The organism is Fibrobacter sp. UBA3629, from assembly GCF_002374005.1.
In the GTDB taxonomy this organism is placed as follows: domain Bacteria; phylum Fibrobacterota; class Fibrobacteria; order Fibrobacterales; family Fibrobacteraceae; genus Fibrobacter.
In genome coordinates, this window is the sequence record NZ_DFLC01000028.1 from 4,800 (window position 1) to 28,756 (window position 23,957).

At 55.8% G+C, this 23,957-nt stretch carries 13 protein-coding genes and 1 tRNA gene; 5 read left to right on the top strand and 9 right to left on the bottom strand.

Annotated features, from left to right (window positions below):
* The 4 genes from B2310_RS13360 to B2310_RS08925 all read right to left on the bottom strand — a co-directional run.
* A partial coding sequence (locus B2310_RS13360) for an aconitase family protein (RefSeq protein WP_349679646.1) occupies positions 1 to 170 on the bottom strand: 170 nt, incomplete at its 3' end.
* Between the two features lie 94 nt (positions 171 to 264).
* On the bottom strand, positions 265 to 699 hold the full coding sequence (locus B2310_RS08915) for a hypothetical protein (protein WP_173365586.1): 435 nt from the start codon (positions 697 to 699) through the stop codon (positions 265 to 267).
* A gap of 196 nt (positions 700 to 895) precedes the next feature.
* Positions 896 to 2,407 (bottom strand): M23 family metallopeptidase, encoded by a 1,512-nt coding sequence (locus B2310_RS08920; RefSeq protein ID WP_290730674.1) that lies wholly within the window; start codon positions 2,405 to 2,407, stop codon positions 896 to 898.
* 6 nt (positions 2,408 to 2,413) lie between these two features.
* Positions 2,414 to 2,824 carry a hypothetical protein gene (locus B2310_RS08925; protein WP_173365588.1) on the bottom strand — a complete coding sequence of 137 codons (411 nt, stop codon included), beginning with the start codon at positions 2,822 to 2,824 and terminating at the stop codon, positions 2,414 to 2,416.
* Between the two features lie 433 nt (positions 2,825 to 3,257).
* Between B2310_RS08925 and B2310_RS08930 the strand changes: the two genes are divergently transcribed.
* Positions 3,258 to 10,613, top strand: a complete 7,356-nt coding sequence (locus B2310_RS08930) for a tandem-95 repeat protein (RefSeq protein ID WP_290730676.1) — start codon at positions 3,258 to 3,260, stop codon at positions 10,611 to 10,613.
* A gap of 173 nt (positions 10,614 to 10,786) precedes the next feature.
* Here B2310_RS08930 and B2310_RS08935 read toward each other — a convergent pair.
* The 4 genes from B2310_RS08935 to B2310_RS08950 all read right to left on the bottom strand — a co-directional run bounded on the left by B2310_RS08935 (position 10,787) and on the right by B2310_RS08950 (position 14,581).
* Positions 10,787 to 10,862 (bottom strand) — tRNA-Asp (locus B2310_RS08935).
* Between the two features lie 166 nt (positions 10,863 to 11,028).
* Complete coding sequence (locus tag B2310_RS08940; RefSeq protein WP_173381465.1) at positions 11,029 to 13,314, bottom strand: HD family phosphohydrolase; 2,286 nt, start codon at positions 13,312 to 13,314, stop codon at positions 11,029 to 11,031.
* On the bottom strand, positions 13,311 to 14,231 hold the full coding sequence (locus tag B2310_RS08945; protein ID WP_290730678.1) for a PhoH family protein: 921 nt from the start codon (positions 14,229 to 14,231) through the stop codon (positions 13,311 to 13,313). The genes B2310_RS08940 and B2310_RS08945 overlap by 4 nt, the downstream gene beginning before the upstream one ends.
* Before the next feature lie 41 nt (positions 14,232 to 14,272).
* A complete protein-coding gene (locus tag B2310_RS08950; RefSeq protein ID WP_173365592.1) occupies positions 14,273 to 14,581 on the bottom strand; it encodes a hypothetical protein in 309 nt (102 codons plus the stop codon).
* 111 nt (positions 14,582 to 14,692) lie between these two features.
* Here B2310_RS08950 and B2310_RS08955 point away from each other — a divergent pair, with 111 nt between their 5' ends.
* The 4 genes from B2310_RS08955 (at position 14,693) to B2310_RS08970 (ending at position 22,869) form a co-directional block, all read left to right on the top strand.
* On the top strand, positions 14,693 to 16,060 hold the full coding sequence (locus B2310_RS08955) for an aminopeptidase P family protein (RefSeq protein WP_290730680.1): 1,368 nt from the start codon (positions 14,693 to 14,695) through the stop codon (positions 16,058 to 16,060).
* An 84-nt stretch (positions 16,061 to 16,144) separates the two neighbouring features.
* Positions 16,145 to 19,570 carry an MFS transporter gene (locus B2310_RS08960; RefSeq protein ID WP_290730682.1) on the top strand — a complete coding sequence of 1,142 codons (3,426 nt, stop codon included), beginning with the start codon at positions 16,145 to 16,147 and terminating at the stop codon, positions 19,568 to 19,570.
* Positions 19,571 to 19,622: 52 nt separating this feature from the next.
* Positions 19,623 to 20,513 (top strand): hypothetical protein, encoded by an 891-nt coding sequence (locus B2310_RS08965; RefSeq protein ID WP_290730684.1) that lies wholly within the window; start codon positions 19,623 to 19,625, stop codon positions 20,511 to 20,513.
* Between the two features lie 136 nt (positions 20,514 to 20,649).
* On the top strand, positions 20,650 to 22,869 hold the full coding sequence (locus tag B2310_RS08970; protein WP_290730686.1) for a DUF6055 domain-containing protein: 2,220 nt from the start codon (positions 20,650 to 20,652) through the stop codon (positions 22,867 to 22,869).
* A gap of 96 nt (positions 22,870 to 22,965) precedes the next feature.
* On the opposite strand, the gene B2310_RS08975 is transcribed toward B2310_RS08970, so the two are convergent.
* The coding region (locus B2310_RS08975; protein ID WP_290730688.1) for a TrpB-like pyridoxal phosphate-dependent enzyme at positions 22,966 to 23,957 on the bottom strand (992 nt) is incomplete at its 5' end.

Sequence of the window (23,957 nt, forward strand, 5' to 3'; positions counted from 1 at the left end):
GTGCGTTCCGGGAACAGCACCTTCTGGCCTTCTTCGCGGAGCTGCGCAAAAGCCTGCGGGCTCGTGACTTCGTGGCAGAGGTGGAGCCCGATAAAGAGCTGGCACTGGCCGCTCGGGAGCTTAGCTACCGTGTGGCTTTCAAAAATCTTCTGATAGAGTGATTTTCCCATGATTATGTCTCTTTTGAGTTTGATTTATGCGGCCCAAATATAGAAAAACGGGGCCGCGCTGTCTTGCGCAACCCCGATTGACCCCGGATTTTACTTAGTTCGTCTCGAACTTGTAGGCCTCGCGGTAGTAGGCCATCATCTCACTAGTGCTGTTGAAGGCCCTGCGGGCGGCGTTGCCGACTTCACGATCCTTGCGGACGAGGTCCGAAATCCTCGTGTTCACGTCCTTGAAGAAGAGGTCGTTGCTCGCCATGTCCACGTGCCTCTGGGTGTAGTCGTGGTGGTAACGGCGTTCGAGCATCTGGAAGAGTTCCGTCTGGCAGGCATTGACGGGCGGTTCCCTCTTGGCGACCGGCAGGTAGCATGCCTGAATGTAGTCCTGCTTCATATCGACAATCATCTGGTCGATAGCGGGGATGTCATGACGCGAGTCGTGACTGGCGAGATCCGCCGAAGGTGTTTTGATTCCAGAGCAGCCGGCCAACAGTGCTGCAGAAAAAAGTAGGGAGGCCACATATCCAAACTTCATTTATAAATCTCCTTAAAGATTACCAATTCCCTTCTATCCCTAAACTGAAAACAAAGTTATTTAAATGCGGACGTCTTGGCGATGGTGAATTTGTAATTATTTACTTACTTGGCGGGCAAAAAAGAAAAATAAAAGATTGCCCGTGACGCTCGTCACGGGTTCGGTTGCATGCTCGCGTGATTGCTGTCACAGGGGGCTATCTGCTGCTGGTTGGCTTGAACTTGTAGTACCAGGTAATCGGGTCTATTACTTTGTACGAAACGTTGCCGATGCGGCTCCCGCCCCTTTTGTCTACGAGCCCGGTTACGATATGCGCGTGCGGTCCCGTGGTGTGGCCCGTCATGCCTACAGTCGCGATGGGGTCGCCCTGCATGACTTCCTGCCCGTCGAGGTAAAGGAGCTGGTCGCAGTGCATGAACAGCATCACGTCCTTTTCGCGGACGAGACCGATAACGATCCCGCCTCGCTCATCCCTTTTGGTGTATGCCTTTGCGGAGAAGGGGGCAAGGATGCGGGCGCCCTGGCGTCCGGCGACATCGATGCCGTTGTGCTTGCGGTTCTGGCTGGTTGCGCGTTCGTGATAGAATTCGGTGATGTAGGCGATGCTGTCCGAGAAAATCGATGTCCAGTATTTCCATGCCGCGCCGATGGAATCTGCCGAGGAATTGGCCTGGTCCGTGGGCCTTGTAAACTTGATGACGGTTCCCTGCGGCGGGACTCCCATGATATTCTTTTCCCATCCTCCGCCTTTGTAGCCGTTCTCCTGAATGGTTTCGTCCAGGTAGTCGCGAATCATCTTTTCGTTGGAAATGACTGCGTTGAATCGGCCCAGGGCGTAGCGTGCGATGCGCCACAGGTTCTCCTTGCCGTCGAAGGTGTATTCGAACGATGGTGCCATGGCTATCTTGTTCCTTTCGGGAATGCGGTCGCGCATGTTGGAGTGGCTTGCATCTACATTGGTGGGGTAGATAAAGGGGAGCAGGATGGCCGCGACGAGCAGCAGCGGGAAAAGGATGCAGAATAGCTTCGGGATGCCGTCCATCGGATTCTTGCGGAGGATTTCTCCCTTGAGAATCCAGGCGGTATTTTCGGCGAAGGCCTGCGGGTTTTCGCCGAAGGTAAGCTTTGCCGGCATATACTTGGAAAATCCACGCCGGACGGCCTTGAAGGTTCTGGGAAAGCGCTTCTTGTCGGGGGCTTTGTCGTTGAGCCAAAGAATGCATCCTTTCTGCAATGCGGGGCTGTCTTCGACGAGCGCGCTCGCGTCATCTGCATTTTCGCACCCGATTAAAATCAGCTTTGCGATATGGACCAGATTGGAGTCAATGTTTTCCGTGGACTTGCCAGAAAACAGGCCGACAACGTGCGGCGTGATGGCCTTGATTTGCTGAAGGTTGCGGTAGAACAGCCTGAAGCTTTCTTCCGAGTTTGGAGGGGCGCTGAAGCCGCCGAACACAAGGCCACTTGCGGCCTTTGCCTGCAAAGTCTGGAGTTCATCGTTTGTGAGGGCCCTCGTGTAGAGATCCGCAAGCGCGATACCCGTGTTCCCGTCGTTGCTTCTGCTGTAGTCAAACAGAACAAAAGATGCGCCAGCGTTCAGGGCCAGCGCATATTTTTCGAGGGCTTCGCGCGGTGCCGGATTTCCGGGGAATATCGCAAGCACCAACTCGCCCTGAGCGTACAGGTAGTCGAGAACCTCCCGCTGCATGGGGGCTTAGACCTTTGCGGAGCCTCTCGGGTACGAGAATCCGCTAGGCGGGGCGGCAACGAACTTGTCGACCTGCATGTAGAGTTCTTCGGGGCTTGCGGAGGGGTTGAAATAGATTTCCTGGTTCCTGTTCTGGCTTCTGCCCTTGAGCGGTTCGCCGCGGCGGCCGCGGGAAACGACACCGAGCGGGAGCACTTCGAGCATCGGGAGCAGGCCGAAGTAACGGAACAGGCTGAAGTTCTTCTGCCACGTGGCGCGTTCGGCGAGGATGGCGAAGGTTCCTTCCATGACGGACTTGGACTGCAGCAGGTCATCGCTCGTCATGGTCACCAGCTCGTGGTTGGTGGGGAAGTTGTTCACGAAGTTTACCAGGTCGCCCTTGAGGTAGTTGGCGTCGCAGAGGAATACGAATTTCATATTTAGTCCTAGCTTTTGTTTGTTGTTTGAGGCAAAGATAATTTTTTGCACTCGTGTTGTCATTGTTTCGTCAACTCGGAAAGTTAATTTTCGGAACTTTTTGTCCCGATTAAATGTAAAGTTTTTGTAAAAACGGGATGGGGAACTAAATAAAAACAGGATGCAGGACCGGATGAAGATTTACCTCACTATTCCAAGTTGGAAGAAGACCTCGTTTTTGAGGGCTAACTTGTTGAGTATCAACGAGTTATGTCGTTTTTTCGTTTTTTTTGTTAAAGCAAAATGCTTTTTTTTGCGAAAAAACGCGATTTTTGTAAAATAAATACATTATATTTGGAGCCGATATCACGCATGATATGGCAAGCGTGTTTTGTTTTTGTTTCGCGACAAAAGCGATGGATTGCTTGTGTAAGTGTATAAAGGGAGATATTGAATGATGAATAGAAAGAATTGGCCTGTAACAGCCCTTCTGGCATCGGCTGGAATTTTGGCTTCTGTTGTTATAGCGCAGGAATCGTCCGATTCCGCTCCGGCTGTGGAAAACAACGCTCCGTCTGTGAACGGGATTCCCGGCGAATCGATTAACGAAGGTGGCAAGTTCGCTCCGATCAAGCTTGACAGCTATGTGTCCGATGACATGGACAAGCCTGCGCAGATCAAGTGGTCCGTTTCGGGCAACAAGAGTATCAAGGTGACTATCTCGGCCGACCGCGTGGCGAACCTCCAGGTGCCGGACCAGTATTGGAACGGTTCCGAAGACATCACCTTCGAGGCGAAAGACACGAAGGGTGCGGTTGGTTCTGAGACGGTGAATTTCTCTGTCGAGTCCGTGAACAATCCGCCGGTGATGAAGGACATTCCCGAACAGACGATTGACGAAGGCAAGCAGTTCGCGAAGATTAAGCTCGACGATTTCGTGACCGACCCTGACCACCCGAAGGACCAGATTCTTTGGGAATTCGACATTCAACCGGCAGGTAAGGATCAAGCCGACGGCGACCTGAATGTGGAAATCGACCCGAAGCGCGTGGCGACCATCATTATCCCCGATACCAACTGGTATGGTGCTGCAAAGATTACGTTTACGGCGACTGACGGCGAGTATGCGAGCGATAAGAAGACGGCCCTTTTTACAGTGAAGCCCATCAACGACCCGCCGGTACTCCAGAAGATTCCTGACCAGACCATCGAAGAGAAGAACGAGTTCGAGTCCATCTCCCTGACCGATTTCGTGAGCGATGTCGATGACGACGTGTCGAAGATCAAGTGGACCATCGCGGGCAACAAGGACCTCAAGTTCGATATCGACAAGTACGGTACTGCGAACATCAAGATCCCGAACGAATTCTGGAACGGTTCCGAGACAGTGACCTTCACGGCGACCGACCCCGCTGGTGCGGCTGTTAGCACGAAGGCCACCTTCACGGTGAAGTCCATCAACGACCCGCCGGAATTCACGAAGGATGTGCCTGAACAGACAATCGAGGAAAAGCAGGAATTCAAGCCGGTTGAGCTTTCGCAGCTCGTGAAGGACCCCGACCACAAGATGGAACAGCTCAAGTGGGAAGTCTCCGGCAACAAGGACCTGAAGGTGAAGATCGCCGGCGGTGTTGCAACCATTAGTATTCCGAACAAGTTCTGGAACGGTTCCGAAACGCTCAAGTTCAAGGTCTGCGACCCGGCCAACGCTTGTGCCGAATCCGAGGCCAGCTTCACGGTGAACTCCGTGAACGACAAGCCCGAGTTTGCCAAGCAGATTCCGAACCAGACGATTGACGAGAAGAAGCAGTTTGCAAAGATCAAGCTCGATGAATTCGTGAAGGATGCCGACCACAAGAATTCCGAACTTTCCTGGGATGTCGACGTGAAGCACCAGGGCAAGGAACCGGAATCCGGCACGCTCAACGTGAATATCGACGAAAGCCGCGTGGCCTCCATCGAAATTCCGGACCAGTACTGGAACGGCTCTGCCGTCGCGACCTTCACCTGCACCGACCCGGAAGGTGCTTCCATCAAGCAGGCCGTTACCCTCACCGTCACTTCCATAAACGACAAGCCGGTGTTCACGAAGATTCCGGACCAGGAAGTCGAAGAGAAGACTGAACTCTCCTCCATCGTTCTTGACGAGTTCCTCTCTGACCCGGACCACGACATTTCGAAGCTGAAGGTCGAAGTTTCCGGCAACAAGGATATCAAGGTCAACATCAACGCGAAGACCCGCGAGGTCTCGTTCAAGACTCCGAGCGAACTCTGGAACGGTTCCGAAACGCTCACGTTCACGGCGACCGACCCGGATGGGGGAGTGGCGAAGACCACTATGAAACTCTCGGTAAAGTCCATCAACGACACTCCGGTCATGAAGGATATTCCTGAACAGACTATCAAGGAAAAGGGCCAGTTCAAGCCTGTTGAACTTGATAAGTATGTCGAGGACCTTGACCATGAAAAGGCAAAACTCAAGTGGTCTATCACCGGTAACCACGAACTCAAGGTTAGCGTCGATGCCAACCGCGTGATGAAGGTGACTCCGCCCTCTCCGCAGTGGAACGGTTCCGAGACGCTCACCATCAAGGTGACCGATCCGGAGGGTGCTACTGACGAACGTTCTGCTACATACACGGTCGAATCTGTGAACGACGTTCCTGAATTCGTGAAGCAGGTGCAGCCGCAGACCATCAAGGAAAAGGAACAGTTCCAGCCCATCAAGCTTGGCGAAATGGTTCGCGACCTCGATAACAAGAATTCCGATCTTACCTGGAATATCGAAGTGAAGCCTGCCGCTGGCTCCAAGAAGAAAGACGCCGGTCTTACGGTTGAAGTCGATGCCCAGATGGTTGCCAAGATTAGCATTCCGGACAAGTACTGGAACGGTGCCGAAGAAATCACGTTCACCGTGTCCGACCCTGAAGGCGCGAAGGCTTCCTCGAAGGCCGTGTTCACCGTGACCTCCGTGAACGACGTGCCGACCCTCAAGAAGATTCCGGACCAGATGATTGAAGAAAAGCAGCAGTTCAATTCCGTGAACCTTGCTGAACTTGCAAGCGACGCCGACCACGAATTCAAGGACCTTAAGTGGACGGTCACTGGCAACAAGCAGTTGAAGATTGATATCGACAAGAACGGAACGGCGACCATCAAGACTCCGGATGCCAAGTGGAACGGCTCCGAGAAGGTGACCTTCACCGTGACTGACCCGGAAGGCGCTTCTGCCAAGAGCGACGCCGTGTTCACCGTGAAGTCCATCAACGACGTGCCGGTGATGAAGGATATCCCGAGCCAGAAGATCAAGGAGAAGGAACAGTTCAAGACCATCGCCCTCGACGACTTCGTGAAGGACGAGGACCACGACAACTCCAAGCTCAAGTGGACGTTCTCCGGCAACAAGGACCTGAAGGTCCAGATGGACAGCAAGCGCGTGGTGACGGTCACCGCCCCGAACAAGTTCTGGCATGGCGAAGAAACAGTGAAGTTCACCGTTACCGACCCGGAAGGTGCTGCTGACAGCCGTAGCGTGAAGTTTACCGTGGAATCCGTGAATGACCTGCCGGTGTTCACGAAGCCCATCAAGGACCAGACCATTCCCGAAAAGCGCGAGTTTGCGATTATCAACCTCGCAGACATCGTGAACGACCCGGACCACAAGCCCGAACAACTCACCTGGAGCTTCGACGTGAAGGGCGCAAAGGGTGCTCCGAAGGGTTACACCCCGAAGCTCTCCGTGAAGGTCGAGAACCGCATGGCGCGCATCGTCATTCCGGACAAGAACTGGAACGGTGCCGAAGAGATTACGTTCAAGGTGGAAGACCCGGAAGGCGGCAAGGCAACTTGCACGGCCCTCTTTACCGTGACCTCCGTGAACGATGCCCCGACGATTGGCAAGATTGACGACCAGACCATCGAAGAAAAGCAGGAATTCGCTCCGATTGACCTCGCTTCCATCATCAAGGACCCGGACCATCCGTTCGAGAAGCTGAAGATTGAAGTGACTGGCAACAAGGAACTGAAGATTGATATCAGCAAGGATGGCAAGGCTACGATTAAGGCCCCGAACAAGATGTGGAACGGCACCGAGAAGGTGACGTTCGCCGTGACGGACCCGGAAGGCGCTACTGCCAAGACCCAGGTGGCCTTTACCGTGAAGTCCATCAACGATGTGCCGGTGATGAAGGATATCGCAAGCCAGACTATCAAGGAGAAGGGCCAGTTCAAGCCTATCGAACTTGACAACTTTGTGGAAGACCTCGACCACCCGAAGAACAAGCTCAAGTGGAAGATCGAAGGTGCGAAGGAACTCAAGGTGCAGATGGATGGCAGCCACAAGGTGACTGTCACGCAGCCGAATCCGTTCTGGCATGGCTCCGAGACGATTACGTTTACCGTTACCGACCCGGAAGGCGCCTCTGATTCTCGCAAGGTGACCTTTACCGTGGAATCCGTGAACGATGCTCCTGAATTCGTGCGCGAACTCAAGGACCAGTCCATCGACGAAAAGAAGCAGTTCCAGACGATCAAGCTTGGCGACCTCGTGAAGGATCCGGACCACAAGGCTTCTGAAATCAAGTGGAGCTTTGACGTGAAGCCCGCGAAGCTTGCCGGTGCCGAGCCCGCCAAGAAGGGCAAGAAGGGCGCGAAGGTCGCGAAGGAAGAAGAAAATGCGCCTGCAGGCGATATGCTGAAGGTGAAGATTGATGCCCAGCAGGTGGCCACCATCGAAATCCCGAACAAGTACTGGAACGGTGCGGCAAACATCACGTTCACCGCGACCGACCCGGAAGGCGCGAAGGTTTCGAAGACCGCCCGCTTCGAGGTGCGCTCCATAAACGACTCTCCGAAGATTTCGGACAAGGCCCCGCAGGGCGAAACCATCCGCGAGGGTGGCCGCTTCAAGACCATCGACCTTTCTAACCTTGCTCATGACCCGGACCACGCCGCATCCAAGCTCAAGTGGACTGTTTCCGGCAACAAGCAGCTGAAGGTCGACATGCGTAAGGATAACACGGTAATCGTTTCCGTGCCCGATCCGCAGTGGTCCGGCCGCGAAATGCTCACCTTCACGGTGACCGACCCGGAAGGTGCATCTGCCAACCACAAGATGACCTTCGAGGTGACCCGCGTGAACGACCCGCCGACGCTCGCGAAGAAGATTCCTGATCAGAAGATCAAGGAAAAGGAACAGTTCAAGCAGATCAAGCTCGACGAATACGTGAAGGACCCGGATAACAAGCCGAACGAACTCGTGTGGAAGGTTTCGGGCAACAAGCAGCTCAAGGCTGAAATTTCCCCGAGCCGCATCCTTACCGTCTCTGCTCCGGATAAGTACTTCTGGTGCGCTCCCGAGACGATGGTGCTTATTGTGAAGGACCCGGACGGCGCAGAAACGTCGCAGACGGTGACCTTCGAGATTACCTCCGTGAACGACTCTCCCGAAATGAAGGACATTCCGGACCAGAAAATCAAGGAGAAAGGCCAGTTCAAGGATATCGACCTGAACAAGTTCGTGCGTGACCCGGACCACAAGCCCGAACAGCTCACGTGGACTGCTACTGTTGCCAAGGCCGCTGCGGCTCCTGCTCCCAAGAAAGAGGAGAAGAAGTCCAAGAAGCCTGCAAAGAAGGGCAAGAAGGGCGGCAAGGATGAGAAGGAAGAAGAAGCGGCTCCGGCTCCGGTCCCTGCTGACGACTTCCAGGTCGAAATCGACAACAGGAACATTGCCCATATCAAGATTGCCGACAAGTACTGGCATGGTGAACGCAATGTCACCTTCACGGTCACTGACCCGGAAGGCGCGAAGGCCTCGAAGACTGCGAATTTCCTCGTGGAGTCCGTGAACGACGCCCCGGTGATCAAGCCGATTCCTATCCAGTCTATCCAGGAAAAGGAACACTTCAAGCCGATTGAGCTTTCCCAGTTCGTTTCCGATCCGGACCACCCGTTCGCAGCGCTCAAGTTCGAAATCGGCTCCACGCGTGCCCTGAAGGCCTCCGTGAACAGCAAGAAGGAACTTGTAGTCACGACTCCGGACAAGTTCTGGAGCGGTACCGAGAAGGTTAAGGTCGATGTGATTGACCCGGAAGGCGCGAAGGCATCCGTGCAGATTACCTTCGAGGTGACTCCGGTGAACGACCCGCCGACCATTAAGCGTATTGCCGGTCAGAAGATCAAGGAAAAGGAACGCTTCGAGCCTGTCGACCTCTCCAAGGCTGCCGAGGACCCGGATAACAAGCCGTCTGAACTCAAGTGGTCTGTTTCTGGCAACAAGCAGTTGAAGGTTGATATCAAGGGCAGCCGCGCGATGGTTGTGACCCCGAATCCGAACTGGTTCGGCAAGGAAACCATCACGTTCACTGTGAAGGATCCTTCCGGTGCTACGGCATCTTCGAACGCGACCTTCGAGGTGACCCCGGTGAATGACCCGCCGACGCTCAAACCGGTGCAGCCGTTCGTCATCGAAGAAAAGAGGCAGTTCCAGCCGTTCGACTTCAGTAAGGTGGTGAACGACCCGGATAACAAACTTGAGGAACTCAAGTGGACGCTCGACAACGACAAGCCGGGTGCAAAGGATGCCCCTGCCAAGAAGGGCAAGAAGCACAAGCATGCCGAACCTGAAGAGGCTCCTGTGAAGCATGAGCTCATCTTCAACATTAGCGACAAGGGCGTGCTGACCTGCGAAACTCCGAACAAGTTCTGGAACGGAACCGAAACCGTGACCGTGAACGTATTTGATCCGTCGGGCGAAAAGGCTTCCGTCAATGTTAAGTTTACGGTGAAGCCGGTTAACGATCCGCCGGTCGTGAAGGAAATTCCGGGCCAGGAAACGCTCGAAGGCAAGTCCTTCAAGCCGATTAAACTCGACCAGTATGTATCCGACCCCGATCACAAGGCTCACGAAATCAAGTGGAAGGTGACGGGAGCCAAGTTCCTCGATGTGATGATTTCCGGTGGCCGCGAGGCTGTCGTGAAGCCCAAGAAGCAGGATTGGTTTGGCGAAGAAACGCTTGTGTTCATGGCCCAGGATCCGGCCGGTGGCATGGACAAGACTGTCGTGAAGTTCGTGGTGAAGCATGTGAATGCAGTCCCCGTGATGCGCGACATTCCTGACTACACCATCAAGGAAGATGACCATGGCGGCGTAATCGCTGTCATCAAGCTTGACCAGTATGCTCGCGACAAGGACCACAGGAACGAAGAGCTCAAGTGGAGTTGGAGCGGCAACAAGTTCCTCGACGTGAAGCACGACAAGTACAAGAGGACGATTACGGTAGCCCAGCCGCATGAGAACTGGAACGGCAAGCCGGAACGCATCACCTTCACGGTGTCTGACCCGGATGGCGCGAAGGCTTCGAAGACGGCTACGTTCACGGTGACGGCCGTCAACGACCCGCCGGTGGCAAAGAGCCAGACCTACATGGTCCAGGAAGGCGAGACCCTCAAGGTTCCTGCTTCCGAAGGCCTCTTCGCAGGCGTCTCCGATGCCGATGGCGAAAAGCCCGTGTCTGCCCAGCTGGTGCAGCGTCCGCGTAACGGCAAGATCGACTTGAACGAACGCGACGGTAGCTTCACCTACACGCCGAACCGCGGATTCTCTGGCCTCGATGAATTCACCTTCAAGGTGAAGGATCCGGGTGGGGTCTACTCCAAGGTCGAAACTGCCGAAGTCAATGTCACCTTCAAGATGAAGGACCTGCGTGGCAATGCTCCGAAGCCGGCTCCGAAGGTCGAAGAGCCGAAGGAAGAGGAAAAGCCCGCCAAGGAAGACAAGAAGGGCAAGAAGAAAAAGAAGAAAAGATAGCCCTAGGCAGTAATGCAAAGTTTCAGAGCCCGCGCACTGCGCGGGCTTTTCTGTGTTTAGCGATTGCCTTGAATGAGGACGTGGGAGGTGAAATTTAGTTTTGGGAGGCTGGGGGCGGTTGTTTCACTTCGCTCAATAAACGAGAAGTCCTCTCTTTCGAGAGGACTTCTTCGCGGGATAGACGAGGCTTGAACTCGCAACCTCCGGCGTGACAGGCCGGTGCTCTAACCAAAATTGAGCTACCACCCCAGAGTGGTTTTGACCGATAAATCAGTCAACGAGCCAAATATATAAATGATATTGCACCTTGTCAAGTGAAAAGGGCGCTTTTTCTTCTTTTTTTTTCAAAAAAAATCCCCGCCTGCTGCGGGGATACTCTTCTGGATGCCTGGGCAGTCCGTTTGGATGCTCGGGGCTATTTCTGGCCGGGGTACTTGACGCGGGTGTGGAATGTGCCGTCAAGGCTGTGCATGAACGCCTTCTCGAGCTTGAAGAGCTCCTTGATGGAGAGGTCGCATTCGCTGAACTGCCCTTCGTCGAATCTGCCGTGGATGGTCGAATGGATCATCGATTCAAGAATTTCGGGGTTCTGGTCCGTCATGGAGCGGCTTGTTGCTTCGATGATGTCGGCAAGCATGAGAATGGCCGTTTCCTTGCTCTGGGGCTTGGGACCCTTGTAGTGGAAAACGGACTCGTCGACGGTCTTTCCCTCTTCCTTGGCGGCTTCGACGGCCTTATGGTAGAAGTACTGGATGAGTGTCGTCCCGTGGTGCTCGGTGATGCCTGCGGCGACCAGGTCGGGAATCTTGTAGTCCTTGGCCAGCACCGCACCCTGTTCCACGTGGCTTACAATAATTTTTGCGGACTGGTCGGGCTCGATGTTATTGTGTGGGTTCACGCCCTGTTTCTGGTTCTCGGTGAAGTATTCGGGGCGCATGGTTTTGCCGATATCGTGGTAGAGCGCCATGACACGTACCAGGAGCGAATTCGCACCGATGCTGTCTGCGACTTTTTCGGCGAGGTTCGAAACCTGGATGCTGTGGTGGAACGTGCCTGGGGCGAGCTCCGAGATACGCTTGAGTGCCGGACGGTTGAAGTCGGACATCTCCATGAGTGTGAGCACGGTCGTGATGCCGAAGATGCGTTCGATAAGGTGGATGAACAGCACGGAGGCGATGGCGGAACAGATGATGATGTTCACGCTGCCTGCGATGAGCGTCTGGTAGAAGGGAATGCCGCCCATGCGGTTCCTGAGCAGGAACATGATGCAGATGGCGCCTGCGAGCGCGACGATTCCTGCAATGATGGACCATACGAACTGGATACGGTAGCGGATGCGGGCGAGCGGCTGGGTGAGGATGGAAAGGACTCCGAACACGGTAATCGTTGCGGCGAGGTCATAGCCGTTGAGGATGCCGAAGAACATGGCCGAGAACGCGGAGAAGGCAATCCCTACGCGCTGCTCGTAGAGGACCATCGCGATGACAGGGGCGACTGCGAAGGGGTATACCCACATGAAGTCGATGCCTTCGGGAATGACGACCATTTCCAGCTTGCTGAGACTGCCGGAGAAGTTGTGCACAATCCAGTAGGCGACGAGCTGAAGCGCCAGGATGACCATGAGACTCCACAGCTGTCTCGGCGTCTTGAGGGATTTTGTCGCGGATGAGAACGCGAAAAACGCGAACAATACGGAAATGATGACGAAGAATACGAGCGCCTGGCCATAGGGAGCCGTGAGGGTGCGCGCGTTCTCTTCTTTCTGCTGGGCCTGCTGGAACGCTTCGAGCTTTTCGAGGATTTCCTTGGTGACGGGGGTGCCCTGCGAGACGATTTCCACGCCGCGCGGGACCATGCCCTTGATGAGGGTGACCTTGTTCCTCGCTTCTTGCTTGCGCGCCTGGGTCTCCTTTTCGAGGTAGAACACGTTGGGAAGCGTAAATACGTACAGGACTTCGTAGAATGCGCTCTGGAGCGCTTGCTCGGTAGGGAAGGCACGCTGTAGCTGGTTGAACGCTTCTTCGATGCTTCGTTGCAGCGGCTGGATTTCGCTGATTTCGACGGTGCTTTCGTCGCTATCCTTGATGAGCGAAACGGTCGGCTTGTTGTAGATGATATACTTTGTATTCTGGAGGTTGTAGTTGTTGTTGAAAAGCTGGACTTCGGTTTCGGTTTTCGCTATGAGCGTGTTCGATACGCCCTTTTCGAGCATGCGGTTGAATGTGGCGAACAGGGAGTCGCGGGCCTTGGCGTTCTGGCTCAGCGGACGGATGGCGGTAATGGAGACTCTCTGCTTGAGCGTTTCGTAGATGCGGCTTGCCTGTTGCACCTTCTTTTGTATGGAATCGTTGCTTTCGTTATTGGCTCCGCTAGCGCTGATTTGTGACTGGAGGTAGCCGTACTGGGCGAGCTTGTGCAGATATTGCTTGAGGTCCTCGCTGATGCGGTTTGTCTCGTCGGTGTTGTACCCGAAGATGGCATTCACCTTTTCTTCGGCGCGCTGGCGTTCGGTCTCGATTTCCTGTTGGGACTTGGGAATGTCAAAATTGAGCGTTGCGACGATGGTGCGGGTGCTCAGCTGCCCGAGGTGCGGGTGTTCGGCTTGTAGCGCGATGTTCTTGTCGGGAAAAAGGAGGATGGCAAGTGCCGTTATCAGCAACCAACCGATAGCGAGATGGATTCTCTTCTGCTTCTTCTTCATTTTCTCTTTTCCTTTGAATCTCTTTGTTCGTAGGCGAGCAGGATGTCTTTTACCAGGTGGTGGCGCAGGACGTCTGTTGCTTCAAATTCGATTCGTGCGATGCCGCGGATTCCGGAAAGGATCCTCATGGCGTGCTCGAGTCCCGATTCCTGGGCGGCGGGAAGGTCGACCTGGGATGTGTCCCCGCAGATGATGGCCTTGCTGTTGGGGCCGATACGCGTGAGGAACATCTTCATCTGGGCCGTGGTCGTGTTTTGGGCCTCGTCGAGGATGATGAATGCCCGCTTGAGCGTTCGGCCTCGCATGTAGGCGAGGGGGGCGACTTCGATGGCGCCGGTTTCCTCGTAGCGGCGGAGTTTCTCGGTCGGGAGCAGCTCGGCGAGGCTGTCGTGGATGGGGCGCAGGTAGGGGGCGATCTTTTCCTTGAGGTCGCCGGGCAAAAAACCGAGTGATTCTCCGGCTTCGACGGCCGGTCGCACGAGGCATATCCTTTCGGCTTCGTGGTTTTCGAGGCTTGCAACCGCAAGCGCGACCGCGAGGAAGGTCTTGCCGGTGCCCGCCGGACCCTTCGCGAAAACGATGTCGTTCTCGCCGACCGCGCGTATCAGCTCGGCCTGCGCGCGCGTTTTCGCGGCGACCGGGACCCCGAACCTGTTCCGGAGGACGGGCGCGGGCGAGAATTCGCCAAGAGGGGGAACGGCGGGCGAGGGGGCACCTAGAAGGCGCGAAACGTCGCTTGCCGAAAGCGGGTTCCCGTTCCTTGCCGCTATCTTGAGCTGGTCGAGCACGGCGAGGAGGCCTGCTGTGTCAGCCCCTTCCTTTTCGCGGATGGTGAGACCGTGCATGCGCGTGAGTATCTCAACACAAAAACGGCTCTCCAGCAACCGGAAAACCGTTTCGTTCTCACCCGAAATCATGCGTTTCAGGTTATCTGAGATGGAATAATGTTCCAAATGGCCTACTCGGCGTCGGGACGTTCCACCGGAATGCCCAACTTGTTCTTGGCATCGAAGATTTCCTTGCGGAGCTTATGGTTCTCTTCGTTGGCGGCCATGGCTTCGTCTTCGGTCTTCTTCAGCTTGTTTTCGTCAATAACTTCCTTGGGCTTGGAAGGCTTGCTGCTGCTTCCGCCTTCGACAGATGCGGCTTCATCGCCGTCATCGCCGCTGTAGCCTTCGCTACCGCCACCGGAGGAGCCGGCACATGCGGTCAAGAGTGCGAACGAAAGGGATGCAAGGATAACTTTCCATTTTTTTGTAAGTGACATTTGTTCAGGCTCCATTCTAGTCTGTGATGCCTAAAATCTATAATAATTTGAAACGGAAAGAGCGCTAAAATGGTAAATTTATGGCGAAATTTTACTTTTCCTGAGGAAAAAATGGCAACAAAGGCTTTTTCTCGACCCTATTCGCAGGTTTTTATCGATTCCCCGCGCTACAATTCCAAAAATTTGTACAAAAAACGCCGTAGGGCCATGTTGAAGGCTCTCGACTCGTTCTGCGTCTTTGCCGGAATACCGGCCGATCCGGGCTCGGAGGAGGCCTATGTGCAGACTTGGAACAAGTTTGTGCAGGAACCGGCGTTTCTTTACCTCACGGGCATCAACCAGGCGGGTTGCTACCTGCTTCTGGACCCTGCAACGGACGAGGAAATTCTGTTTGTGCCCCCGAAGGACCCGTTCAGGGAGTTCTGGAACGGAAGGCGTCTCGGTTTCCTGAAAGGCGATAGCGGGGTCCGGAAGGTGACGGGGATTGCCGACGTGCGTCCCGAATCCGAACTCTGGGACGAGATTGCGATGCGGGCGACGAGGCTCCCGAAGGGTGGGCATGCCTATGCGTATTTCTTCGAAAAGTTCCGCGACGACCACAATGACCGATTCCGCAAGTCGATGCTCAAGGCCTTGCGCGGCATGGATGTTGTGCTCCGGAGTGCGGCTCCGCTGCACTGGAAACTGCGTCTGCCGCTGGAACCGGAACGCATTGTGGATGCCGAGGCGGCCCAGAAGGTGACGGACGGGGCGTTTCGCGAAGTGCTTTCGCGTTTTGGCGAGCTCCGTACCGAACGCGACCTCTCGCTCATGCTCGACTACGAGATGCAGCGCCACAGCGACGGCGACCTTGCGTTCCCGACAATCTGCGCTTGCGGGGAGAACGCCTGCTGCCTGCATTATGTGAAAAACGACGAGCCCCTGCGTGCAGGCGAGATGGTCCTCCTGGACTTCGGCGTGCGAATCGGGTCGCTCCACAGCGATATTTCGCGCACCTTGCCTGTCAACGGGCGCTTCAATCCGTTGCAGAAGCTGCTTTACCGGATAGTGCTCGATGCGGCGAAGGAATACCAGAAGTTCGTGCGCCCGGGCGTGTCGCTGAGGGAAATCGGGAATGTCCCCTGGGATTTTATCATGCAGGAACTCGAAACGCGGCTGGTGCGCGGCGCGAAGGGCTCGTATAAACTATTGTACGACAGGCGGCCGCACGGGGTGAGCCACTTTATCGGGGAACAGATTCACGAGGGCGACCCCGGTTCCCGTTCGCTCGATGTCACCCTTGAACCCGGAATGCTTATCTCTTGCGAGCCGGGACTCTATGGCGAATTTTCGGGCGTTTTCCGCGGCAAGCGCATTTTTGCAAAAATCGGCATCCGCATCGAGGATGACCTGCTGATAACCAAGGGCGGATTCCGCAATATTTCGGAAAATATCCCGAAAGAGCCCGATGAAATCGAACGATTGATGCCTAGCCGTTGAGGCAAAACGTGCTATTTTCTAAATTTACACCCGAATTGTAATCCTGCGGGGAAAAGCCCCCGCAGGTCAAATTAAGGGTTTTTCATGTGGAAAGTTAAAGGTTCTGTCCGCTATTTCTTATCGATTCTCGCGACAGTGTTTGTTCAGATGGGCGTGTTTATCTATGCCCAAAAGATTCTCTCGGGCTCGTTTACGAGCGCAACCACCGGCCAGACCTGGCAGACGTTCATGCTCCAGATTTTCTTCATCGCGCCTTACGTGCTGATGATTTGGCCCGCCGGTTTCTTCTCGAACCGATTCTCGAAGAACAAGGTGCTCGCGTGGTCCTCCCTGTTCATGACGCTATTTGTTATCGCCCAGGCGGTCCTTGTCACCTGTAACTGCCCGCGAGTGGCTTTCTGGCTTTCTATCGGCCTGTCTTCGGGTTTTGCGGTCCATAGCGCGGCAAAGTACGCGATTATCCGTGAAATGTTCGGTGTCCACCACTTGAGCTACGCGAACGCTTTCCTGCAGATTTTCTCCCTGATAGGCATAATCGCCTCGAGCTGGCTTGCCATCGTTGGCGTGAACCTTATCGACCTTCAGGCGCTTGTGCGCTACGAGGCTGTCGGGGTCATTATTTCGAAGTCTGTCGTGATTCCCTGGATTCTCGTTACGGTGAGCGTGCTCGGTACGGTCGCTAGTTTCCTTATCCCGAAGGTCAAGTACAACGACAAGAACATCAAGTTCTCCGTAGCCCGCCGCCGCCTGAGCTTTGGCTGGCGTCATCGCACGCTTCGTGCCTCCATCATTGCGCTTTCGATGTTCTGGGCTCTTGCCCAGGTGTTCCTGCTTGTGTTCCAGGATGTTTCGGGTTCGCAGACAGTCAACACCATGCAGAACTACCTCGCGTTTGCCGTCGTGGGCCTCGTGGTGGGGTCTATCATTGCGGCACATAACTCGAAGGATTTTATCGAGACGGGCTTTGTGCCGCTCGGCATGATCGGTGCATCGCTCTGCATGTTCCTTATCCCGTTCTTCGTGCATCCGGTGGCGCTCTCTATCCTCTACACGGCAATCGGTATCTTCGGTGGCATGTTCCTCGTTCCGGTGAATGCGCTCTTGCAGTACAACACCCGTCCCAATAATTCGGGCTGGGTCATTGCGCTCGCGAACATGATACAGGCCCTTGTGCTCGTGGTGTTCCTGTTCATCTATTCCTCGCTGGTCCGCTACACGTCTCTTGAACCGCCGTATTACTTTATCGGCCTCGCGCTCATTTCGGTGGGCGTGTTCTACTGGTCCATTCTGAACCTTCCGCAGGCGCTTGTCCGCTCGCTGTTGCGCCTGGTGTTTAGCCGTTACAAGATTCGCGTGCTCAACGTGGGCAATATCCCGAACGACGGTCCGGTGCTCCTGGTCGGTAACCACCACAGCTTTATTGACTGGGCTATGGTGCAGATGGCCTGCCCGCGCCCGCTGTGCATCGCTAGCAACAAGGACCATTTCGAGAAGTGGTACCTGCGCTCCATGCTCAAGCGCTTGGGGAGCATCCGTATCGATAACCGCCATCCCGAAGACGCCATGAAGAAGATTCACGAGAAGCTCATGGCGGGCCACGCGGTGGTGATTTTCCCGACGGGCGAGGTGGCCCGTTCCCCGCACGTTGAACCGTTCAGCATCGACTATTCGAAGGCGGTAGAGGGCACCGACGCTCAGGTCGTGCCGTTCTACATCCAGGGCCTGTGGGGCTCCAACTACAGTTATAGCGGTTCCGACATGTACGGCGCTTCTGCGGAACGTACCGTGACCGTCGCATTTGGCGAGTCCATTCCCGCAACTACACCGGCAAACGAGGTCCGCACCATCATCCGCAACATTTCCATAAGCGCCTGGAACTATGCGGTCTCGTTCGTGAAGCCTATCGGCGACAGCTGGATTCGCACCTACAAGAAGTACGTGAAGCACGGCCCTGCCATATACAATCCCGATGGCGGGCACTTCTCCGGCTTCAAGCTGATGGGCGCGGTTATCGCATTCAGCAGGCACCTGAAGAAGATTCTTGGCCCCGACGAGAAGAACGTGGGCATCATGTTGCCGCCTTCTCCGGCAGGCGTCATCGTGAACCTCGCTCTCTGGCTTTTGGGCAAGACGAACGTGAACCTGAACTACACCTCCTCTGTGGACAACGTAAAGTTCTGCGCCGCCCGCGCCGACGTGAAGACGGTGATTACGAGCAGGCAGTTCGTGGAAAAGCTCAAGATGCGCGGGAACGACTACTCGCAGATTGCAAGCGACAAACTCCGCATTTTCTATGCGGAAGACTTCATGAAGGTTATCCCGAAGGCGAAGATTGCGTTCTACCTGGTCTTCTGCATTATTGCACCGTGCTGGCTTATCAAGTTCTGCTTCCGCAAGCGCGTGAAGCTCGACGATATCGCGGCCATCATGTTCAGTTCGGGTTCTGAGGGAACCCCGAAGGGCGTGATGCTGAGCCACAGGAACCTCATGGGCAACATCCAGCAGCTCGCCTGTATTTTCAACGTGACACGCGCTGACGTGATGCTTTCGGAACTCCCGCTGTTCCATAGCTTTGGCCTTACCGTGACTACGCTGTTGAACCTCACGGAAGGCTGCCCGATTGTAACCGTGGCCGACCCGACCGACGTGAAGACGATGGCGCGAGTTTGTGCGGAATTCCGCGTGACTGCGTTCGTGGCGACCCCGACGTTCTTGCGTGCATTTACGATTAGCCGCTACGTGCACCCGATGGCACTCAAGTACGTGCGCCTGATTATCGCCGGTGCCGAAGCCCTGCGCCCCGAACTTGCTACTGCGTTCCGCCTCAAGTTCGGTAAGGAAATCTACGAGGGCTACGGCTGTACCGAGACCGCCCCGGTGGCAAGTATCAATACCGAGAACAACCTGCACAGCGACTACATGACCATGCAGGTGAACAACAAGCCGGGCACGGTGGGCATGGCGCTCCCGGGCTCGCAGTTCCTGATTGTGGACCCCGATACGAACGAACCCCTGCCTACGGGCGAGGCGGGTATGATCCTTATCGGTGGCTGCCAGGTGATGGTGGGCTACCTCAAGGACGAGGAACGCACCAAGAGCGTGATTACGATGATTAACGGCAAGCGCTACTACCGTACGGGTGACAAGGGCTACCTCGACGAGGACGGCTTCCTCACGATTGTGGACCGCTACAGCCGATTTGCCAAGCTCGGTGGCGAGATGGTGAGCCTCGGTGCAGTGGAAAAGAAGATCCAGGATACGCCGGTGCTCGAGGGCTGCGACTACGTGGTGACCTCCATTCCCGATTCCGCGAAGGGTGAGAAGATTGTACTCCTTTACCAGGGTGATAAGGACCCGAAGGACGTGCTTTCGGAACTGCGCGCAAGCGGATTCCCCCCGATTATGCTGCCTGCGGTGGCGTATGCGGTGGAGAAGGTCCCGAAGCTCGGTACCGGAAAGGCTGACTTTACCACAGCTAAGAAACTCGCGAAAGAACTGGCGGGAAAATAATTGATGATTGATAGTTGATGATTGATGATTAATTGTTGATGGTTGACAGTTGATGATTGATAATGCGAAAAATACGGGTTTGACTCCGGTACGGACGGCGCGGCTGATTGCCTGCGTGATAGCGCTTGTGGGCATGGTGTTCCTGTTTATTGAACGCGCCCTCTCGGCAGTACTCGTGATGGCTACCGACGGTGTAAAGCTCGGGCTTGCCCGCTACAACAACTTCACCGGGCGTTTCGCCTCGCAGAACTTTGCCGAGGACAAACAGCTTCTTTCGCTCCTTAAGGAGGTTCAGGGCTTGCTTCCGTCTGCCGAAAGCGCCCTGGCCGTATTCATGGTGATAGCGATTGTCCTGCTCGTGATTGCGGTGCTGGGGCTTGCGTTGCCGAAACAGTTCGTGCATGTCCTTGTGGCGCTCAGGCTGCTCAAGTGGGAAACGGGCGAGGCCGCCCCGGAAGAGTCGGGCGAATCCCTGCGCGAAGTCATTGCGAAGGTGGGGAATGTCCCGCTCAAGAAGATTGCCCTGCCGGTTGCTGTCGTGGTGGCGGTTGTGGTTGCCTTTTTTGCAGTGCGTAGCTGCCACGAGACGGTGAAGGCCGCGTCGGTTTCCGATTCCATCGCGGAAATGCAGCAGAAGGCCGTCGAGTACATGGAAGCCCAGAAGGCGTTTTACGCGAAGAGCAAGGCGGTTGGCAATGCGGCGGCCCTGCAGATTCCCGACTCGCTATCGACAAGCGCATTTGACTACAAGGTAACGGGCGGCCGCTTTACTGCGGTTTCGAAGGTACTGTTGGAAAATTGCCCCGCGGGGAGCAAGTGGAGCGTGAGCGCCTCTACGAAGGGGTTCTTCGAGAAGGAGCTCGTGCTGTACCGCAGCGCCCCGAAGGACAGCGCCTGCGCGAAGCTCACCCCCGACTTCAAGAAACTGGGGCGCAACCAGTAGTTTCTGCACGGATTTTACACGCTTTTGGGCCCGGAATATTCCGGAGCCCTTCTTTTTTTGCGCAAAAAAGGATAAATTCACTAGTAGCCGATGCGGGTGTGTCGGAATTTTTGTGCGGTATTAATTGGAGTACGCAATGAAATTGAACAGGATGTTGGTTGGGTTTGCCGTGGCGGGGTTGGTTTCGAACGCCGCGGCCATTGAGTGGGTAAACCAGTGCGCAAGCAACGGCTTTACGCTGATTGCTGAATCGGAGCATTTCGAGGTCTGCAAGAAGCCCAAGACGGATGACGGGCAGGCAAACAACGTGTCTATCCCTACGGCGGATGCGCAGGGCGTGCTTCAGTCGCTCGAGAAGGTGTTCTCGTTCTACATCGATTCGCTCGGATGGATGCTCCCGTTCCCGAGTAGCCCCGATAGGAAGCTCAAGAGCAACATCTACGTGTTCGACAACTCCGTGATGGCGGCGCTCTACGGCGGGCAGGACTACGTGAAGGGCCTGAACGGCGAATACGGGCCCGGTATGTGGATTGGCGTGGGCTCCCTCAAGGATTATTGGGGAACCTCGCACGAGTTTGCGCACGGCCTGCAGGGAGTGGCGGGCTGGATGGGCAATAACAGCCATTCGGGCTGGTTTGCGGAATGCCACGCAAACTGGATGGCGCACCAGTACAACCCGAACGACGCCCACTGCGCGGAATACCTTATCAACTACCCGTTCCTCTACTACGGCTCTACGCGTGACCGTTACTGCAACTGGCAGTTCTTCGAACACCTTAAGGAGGAATTCGGCGGCGGCAACAAGGGCGCGCACGAGGTGAACCGTATATGGATGGAATCCATCCGCGATGGGGAAGCCGGCCGCATGGAACAGACTCCGTTTACGGCCATGATGAAGGTTTACGGCTGGTCGCTCGATAGTTTGAACCAGCAGTTTGGCAAGTTCGCGATGAAGAACGCGACGCTCGAATATACGCCCGCGAAAAAGGCGTTGTACAAGAAGTCTTGGGGCGATTACGAATTTGCGACGAGGCGCGAGGCTTCGGGCTGGGGCGACAATTACCGCAGGCACCCGCGCGTGACCATGCTGAACAAGATGGAATGTACGGCGGGCGAGGCGTGCGCGGACCGTTACATTTCTCCCTCCTACTGGGCACCGCAGCGTTGGGGCTACAACCTGGTGCGCATCTACCCCGAAAAGGCGGGGAAGGTCACGGTCAAGTTCCGCGGAATCGTGCAGGACAAGCCGACCGTGAACGGTTACACCTGTTTTGGCGACAATACGGATTACTACATGGGCAAGACGTACAGGTGGTGCAACTACGCGCCGGATGCGTTGCCGAACCCGGCTTCGGGATGGACTGTCGGCCTTGTGGCGGAAGGCAGCGATGGAACGCCGCGCTATAGCGAGATGAAGCATGGCACGGGATTCAACCTGGAAATCGAAACGAAGGCAAATGACAAGGCCTTGTGGCTGGCCGTGACGGCAACGCCGACCGAGATGCAGACGATTCTCTGGGACCAGTTCTACTACAGCATTTACCGCTACCCGTACATGATCGAAGTAGAAAACGGCGCTCCCGAAGGCTACAACAAGGATTTCTGGAAGCCCGCGAATGCGAGCGGCTACAAGCAGCATAGCAACGGCGGAGGCCTCGTGAGCAGCAAGGCGAAGGTAGATGCGAGCGTGTACGTGGGCCCCGATGCGGTCGTGAACGGCGGTACGATTTCGGGAAACGCGCGAATCGAGGATTTCGCGGTCATTAATGGCGGGACCATCAGCGGAAACGCCATTGTCCGCGGGCGTGCGCTCGTAACCGCGGGTACAATCTCCGACGATGCCGTGCTCGAAGAAGACGCATGGCTCGTGAGCGGTGCCATCAGCGGGCACGCGAAGGTGGGTGCGATTTCGATTATCGTGAACACCACCGTGACAGACTACGCGCAGGTCTATGGCGTGATGTGGGCGGTAAACGGCAAGAAGCTTTCCGGCACGGCGCAGCTGCGAGGCGACCTCGAGAACAACTTCACGAAGGAACTTACGAAGGGCGTGTTCTACGGCATGGTCGACGACGGCATGCTGAACAATGCGAACTACGGCGCGAACCTCACGACGCCCCCGACCGACGCGACCGCAAGTATCGAGAATGCGCAGTGGTACACCGTAGCCGACGATTCTACGTCGGTAGGCCCCGGGGACGATTCGACGACGGTTAACCCGGTTCTTACGGGCAAGCGTGCTGTGGATTCGCAGAAACCGCGACTCTACTTTGACTCGAAGGAACAGTCCCTGTTTGTCCGCGTCAAGAAAAACGGACGCGAGTACCGCTACCGCGTGACGGGCCGCAAGAATTAAGGAACTCCTTGAATATGAAAAGTCCCGGACTTTGGATCCGGGGCCTTTTCAATTCTGAAAGATTCCCGCTCGGAGGCGGGGATGACAAATTAGGGATTAACCCTGAACCTGCGGAAGCTGGGCGAGGCTCTTGGCGATATCTTCATCCGTCGGGATGTAGTCGCTCATTTCACCGTCGTTGAACTTCTGGTAGGCGACCATGTCGAAGTAACCCGTGCCGGTGAGGCCGAACACGATGTTCTTCGCCTGGCCAGATTCCTTGCACTTGAGGGCTTCGTCGATCGTTGCGCGGATGGCGTGGCTGGATTCCGGAGCCGGGAGGATGCCTTCGGTCTGGGCGAAGAGCTTGGCGGCCTCGAACACCTTGGTCTGTTCCACGGAGGCAGCGCGGATAAGCTTCTGGTCGTAGAGTTCAGAGAGGATGGTGCTCATGCCGTGGTAGCGGAGGCCACCGGCGTGGTTTGCGGACGGAATGAAGCTGGAGCCCAGCGTGTACATCTTGGCGAGCGGGCAGACCTTGCCGGTATCGCAGAAGTCGTAGGCGTACTTACCGCGAGTGAGGCTCGGGCAGCTTGCCGGTTCGATGGCGAGAATGTCGTAGTCGGCTTCGCCACGGAGCTTTTCGCCGACGAACGGGCTGATAAGGCCACCGAGGTTGGAACCACCGCCGGCGCAACCGATGATGAGGTCGGCCTTCACGCCGAGCTTGTCGAGAGCGGCCTTCGTTTCGAGACCGATGACGGACTGGTGGAGGAGCACCTGGTTCAGCACGGAACCGAGAACGTAGCGGTAACCCGGCTGCTTCACGGCGGCTTCCACGGCTTCGGAAATAGCGCAGCCAAGGCTACCCGTGGTGCCCGGGAATTCGGCGTTGATCTTCTTGCCGATGTCGGTCGTCATGGAAGGCGACGGGGTGACGCTAGCACCGTAGGTGCGCATGACTTCGCGGCGGAACGGCTTCTGTTCGTAGGAGACCTTCACCATGTAGACCTGGCAGTCCAGTCCGAAGAAAGCGGTGGACATCGAAAGGGCGGTGCCCCACTGGCCAGCACCCGTTTCGGTGGTCACGCCCTTGAGGCCCTGCTTCT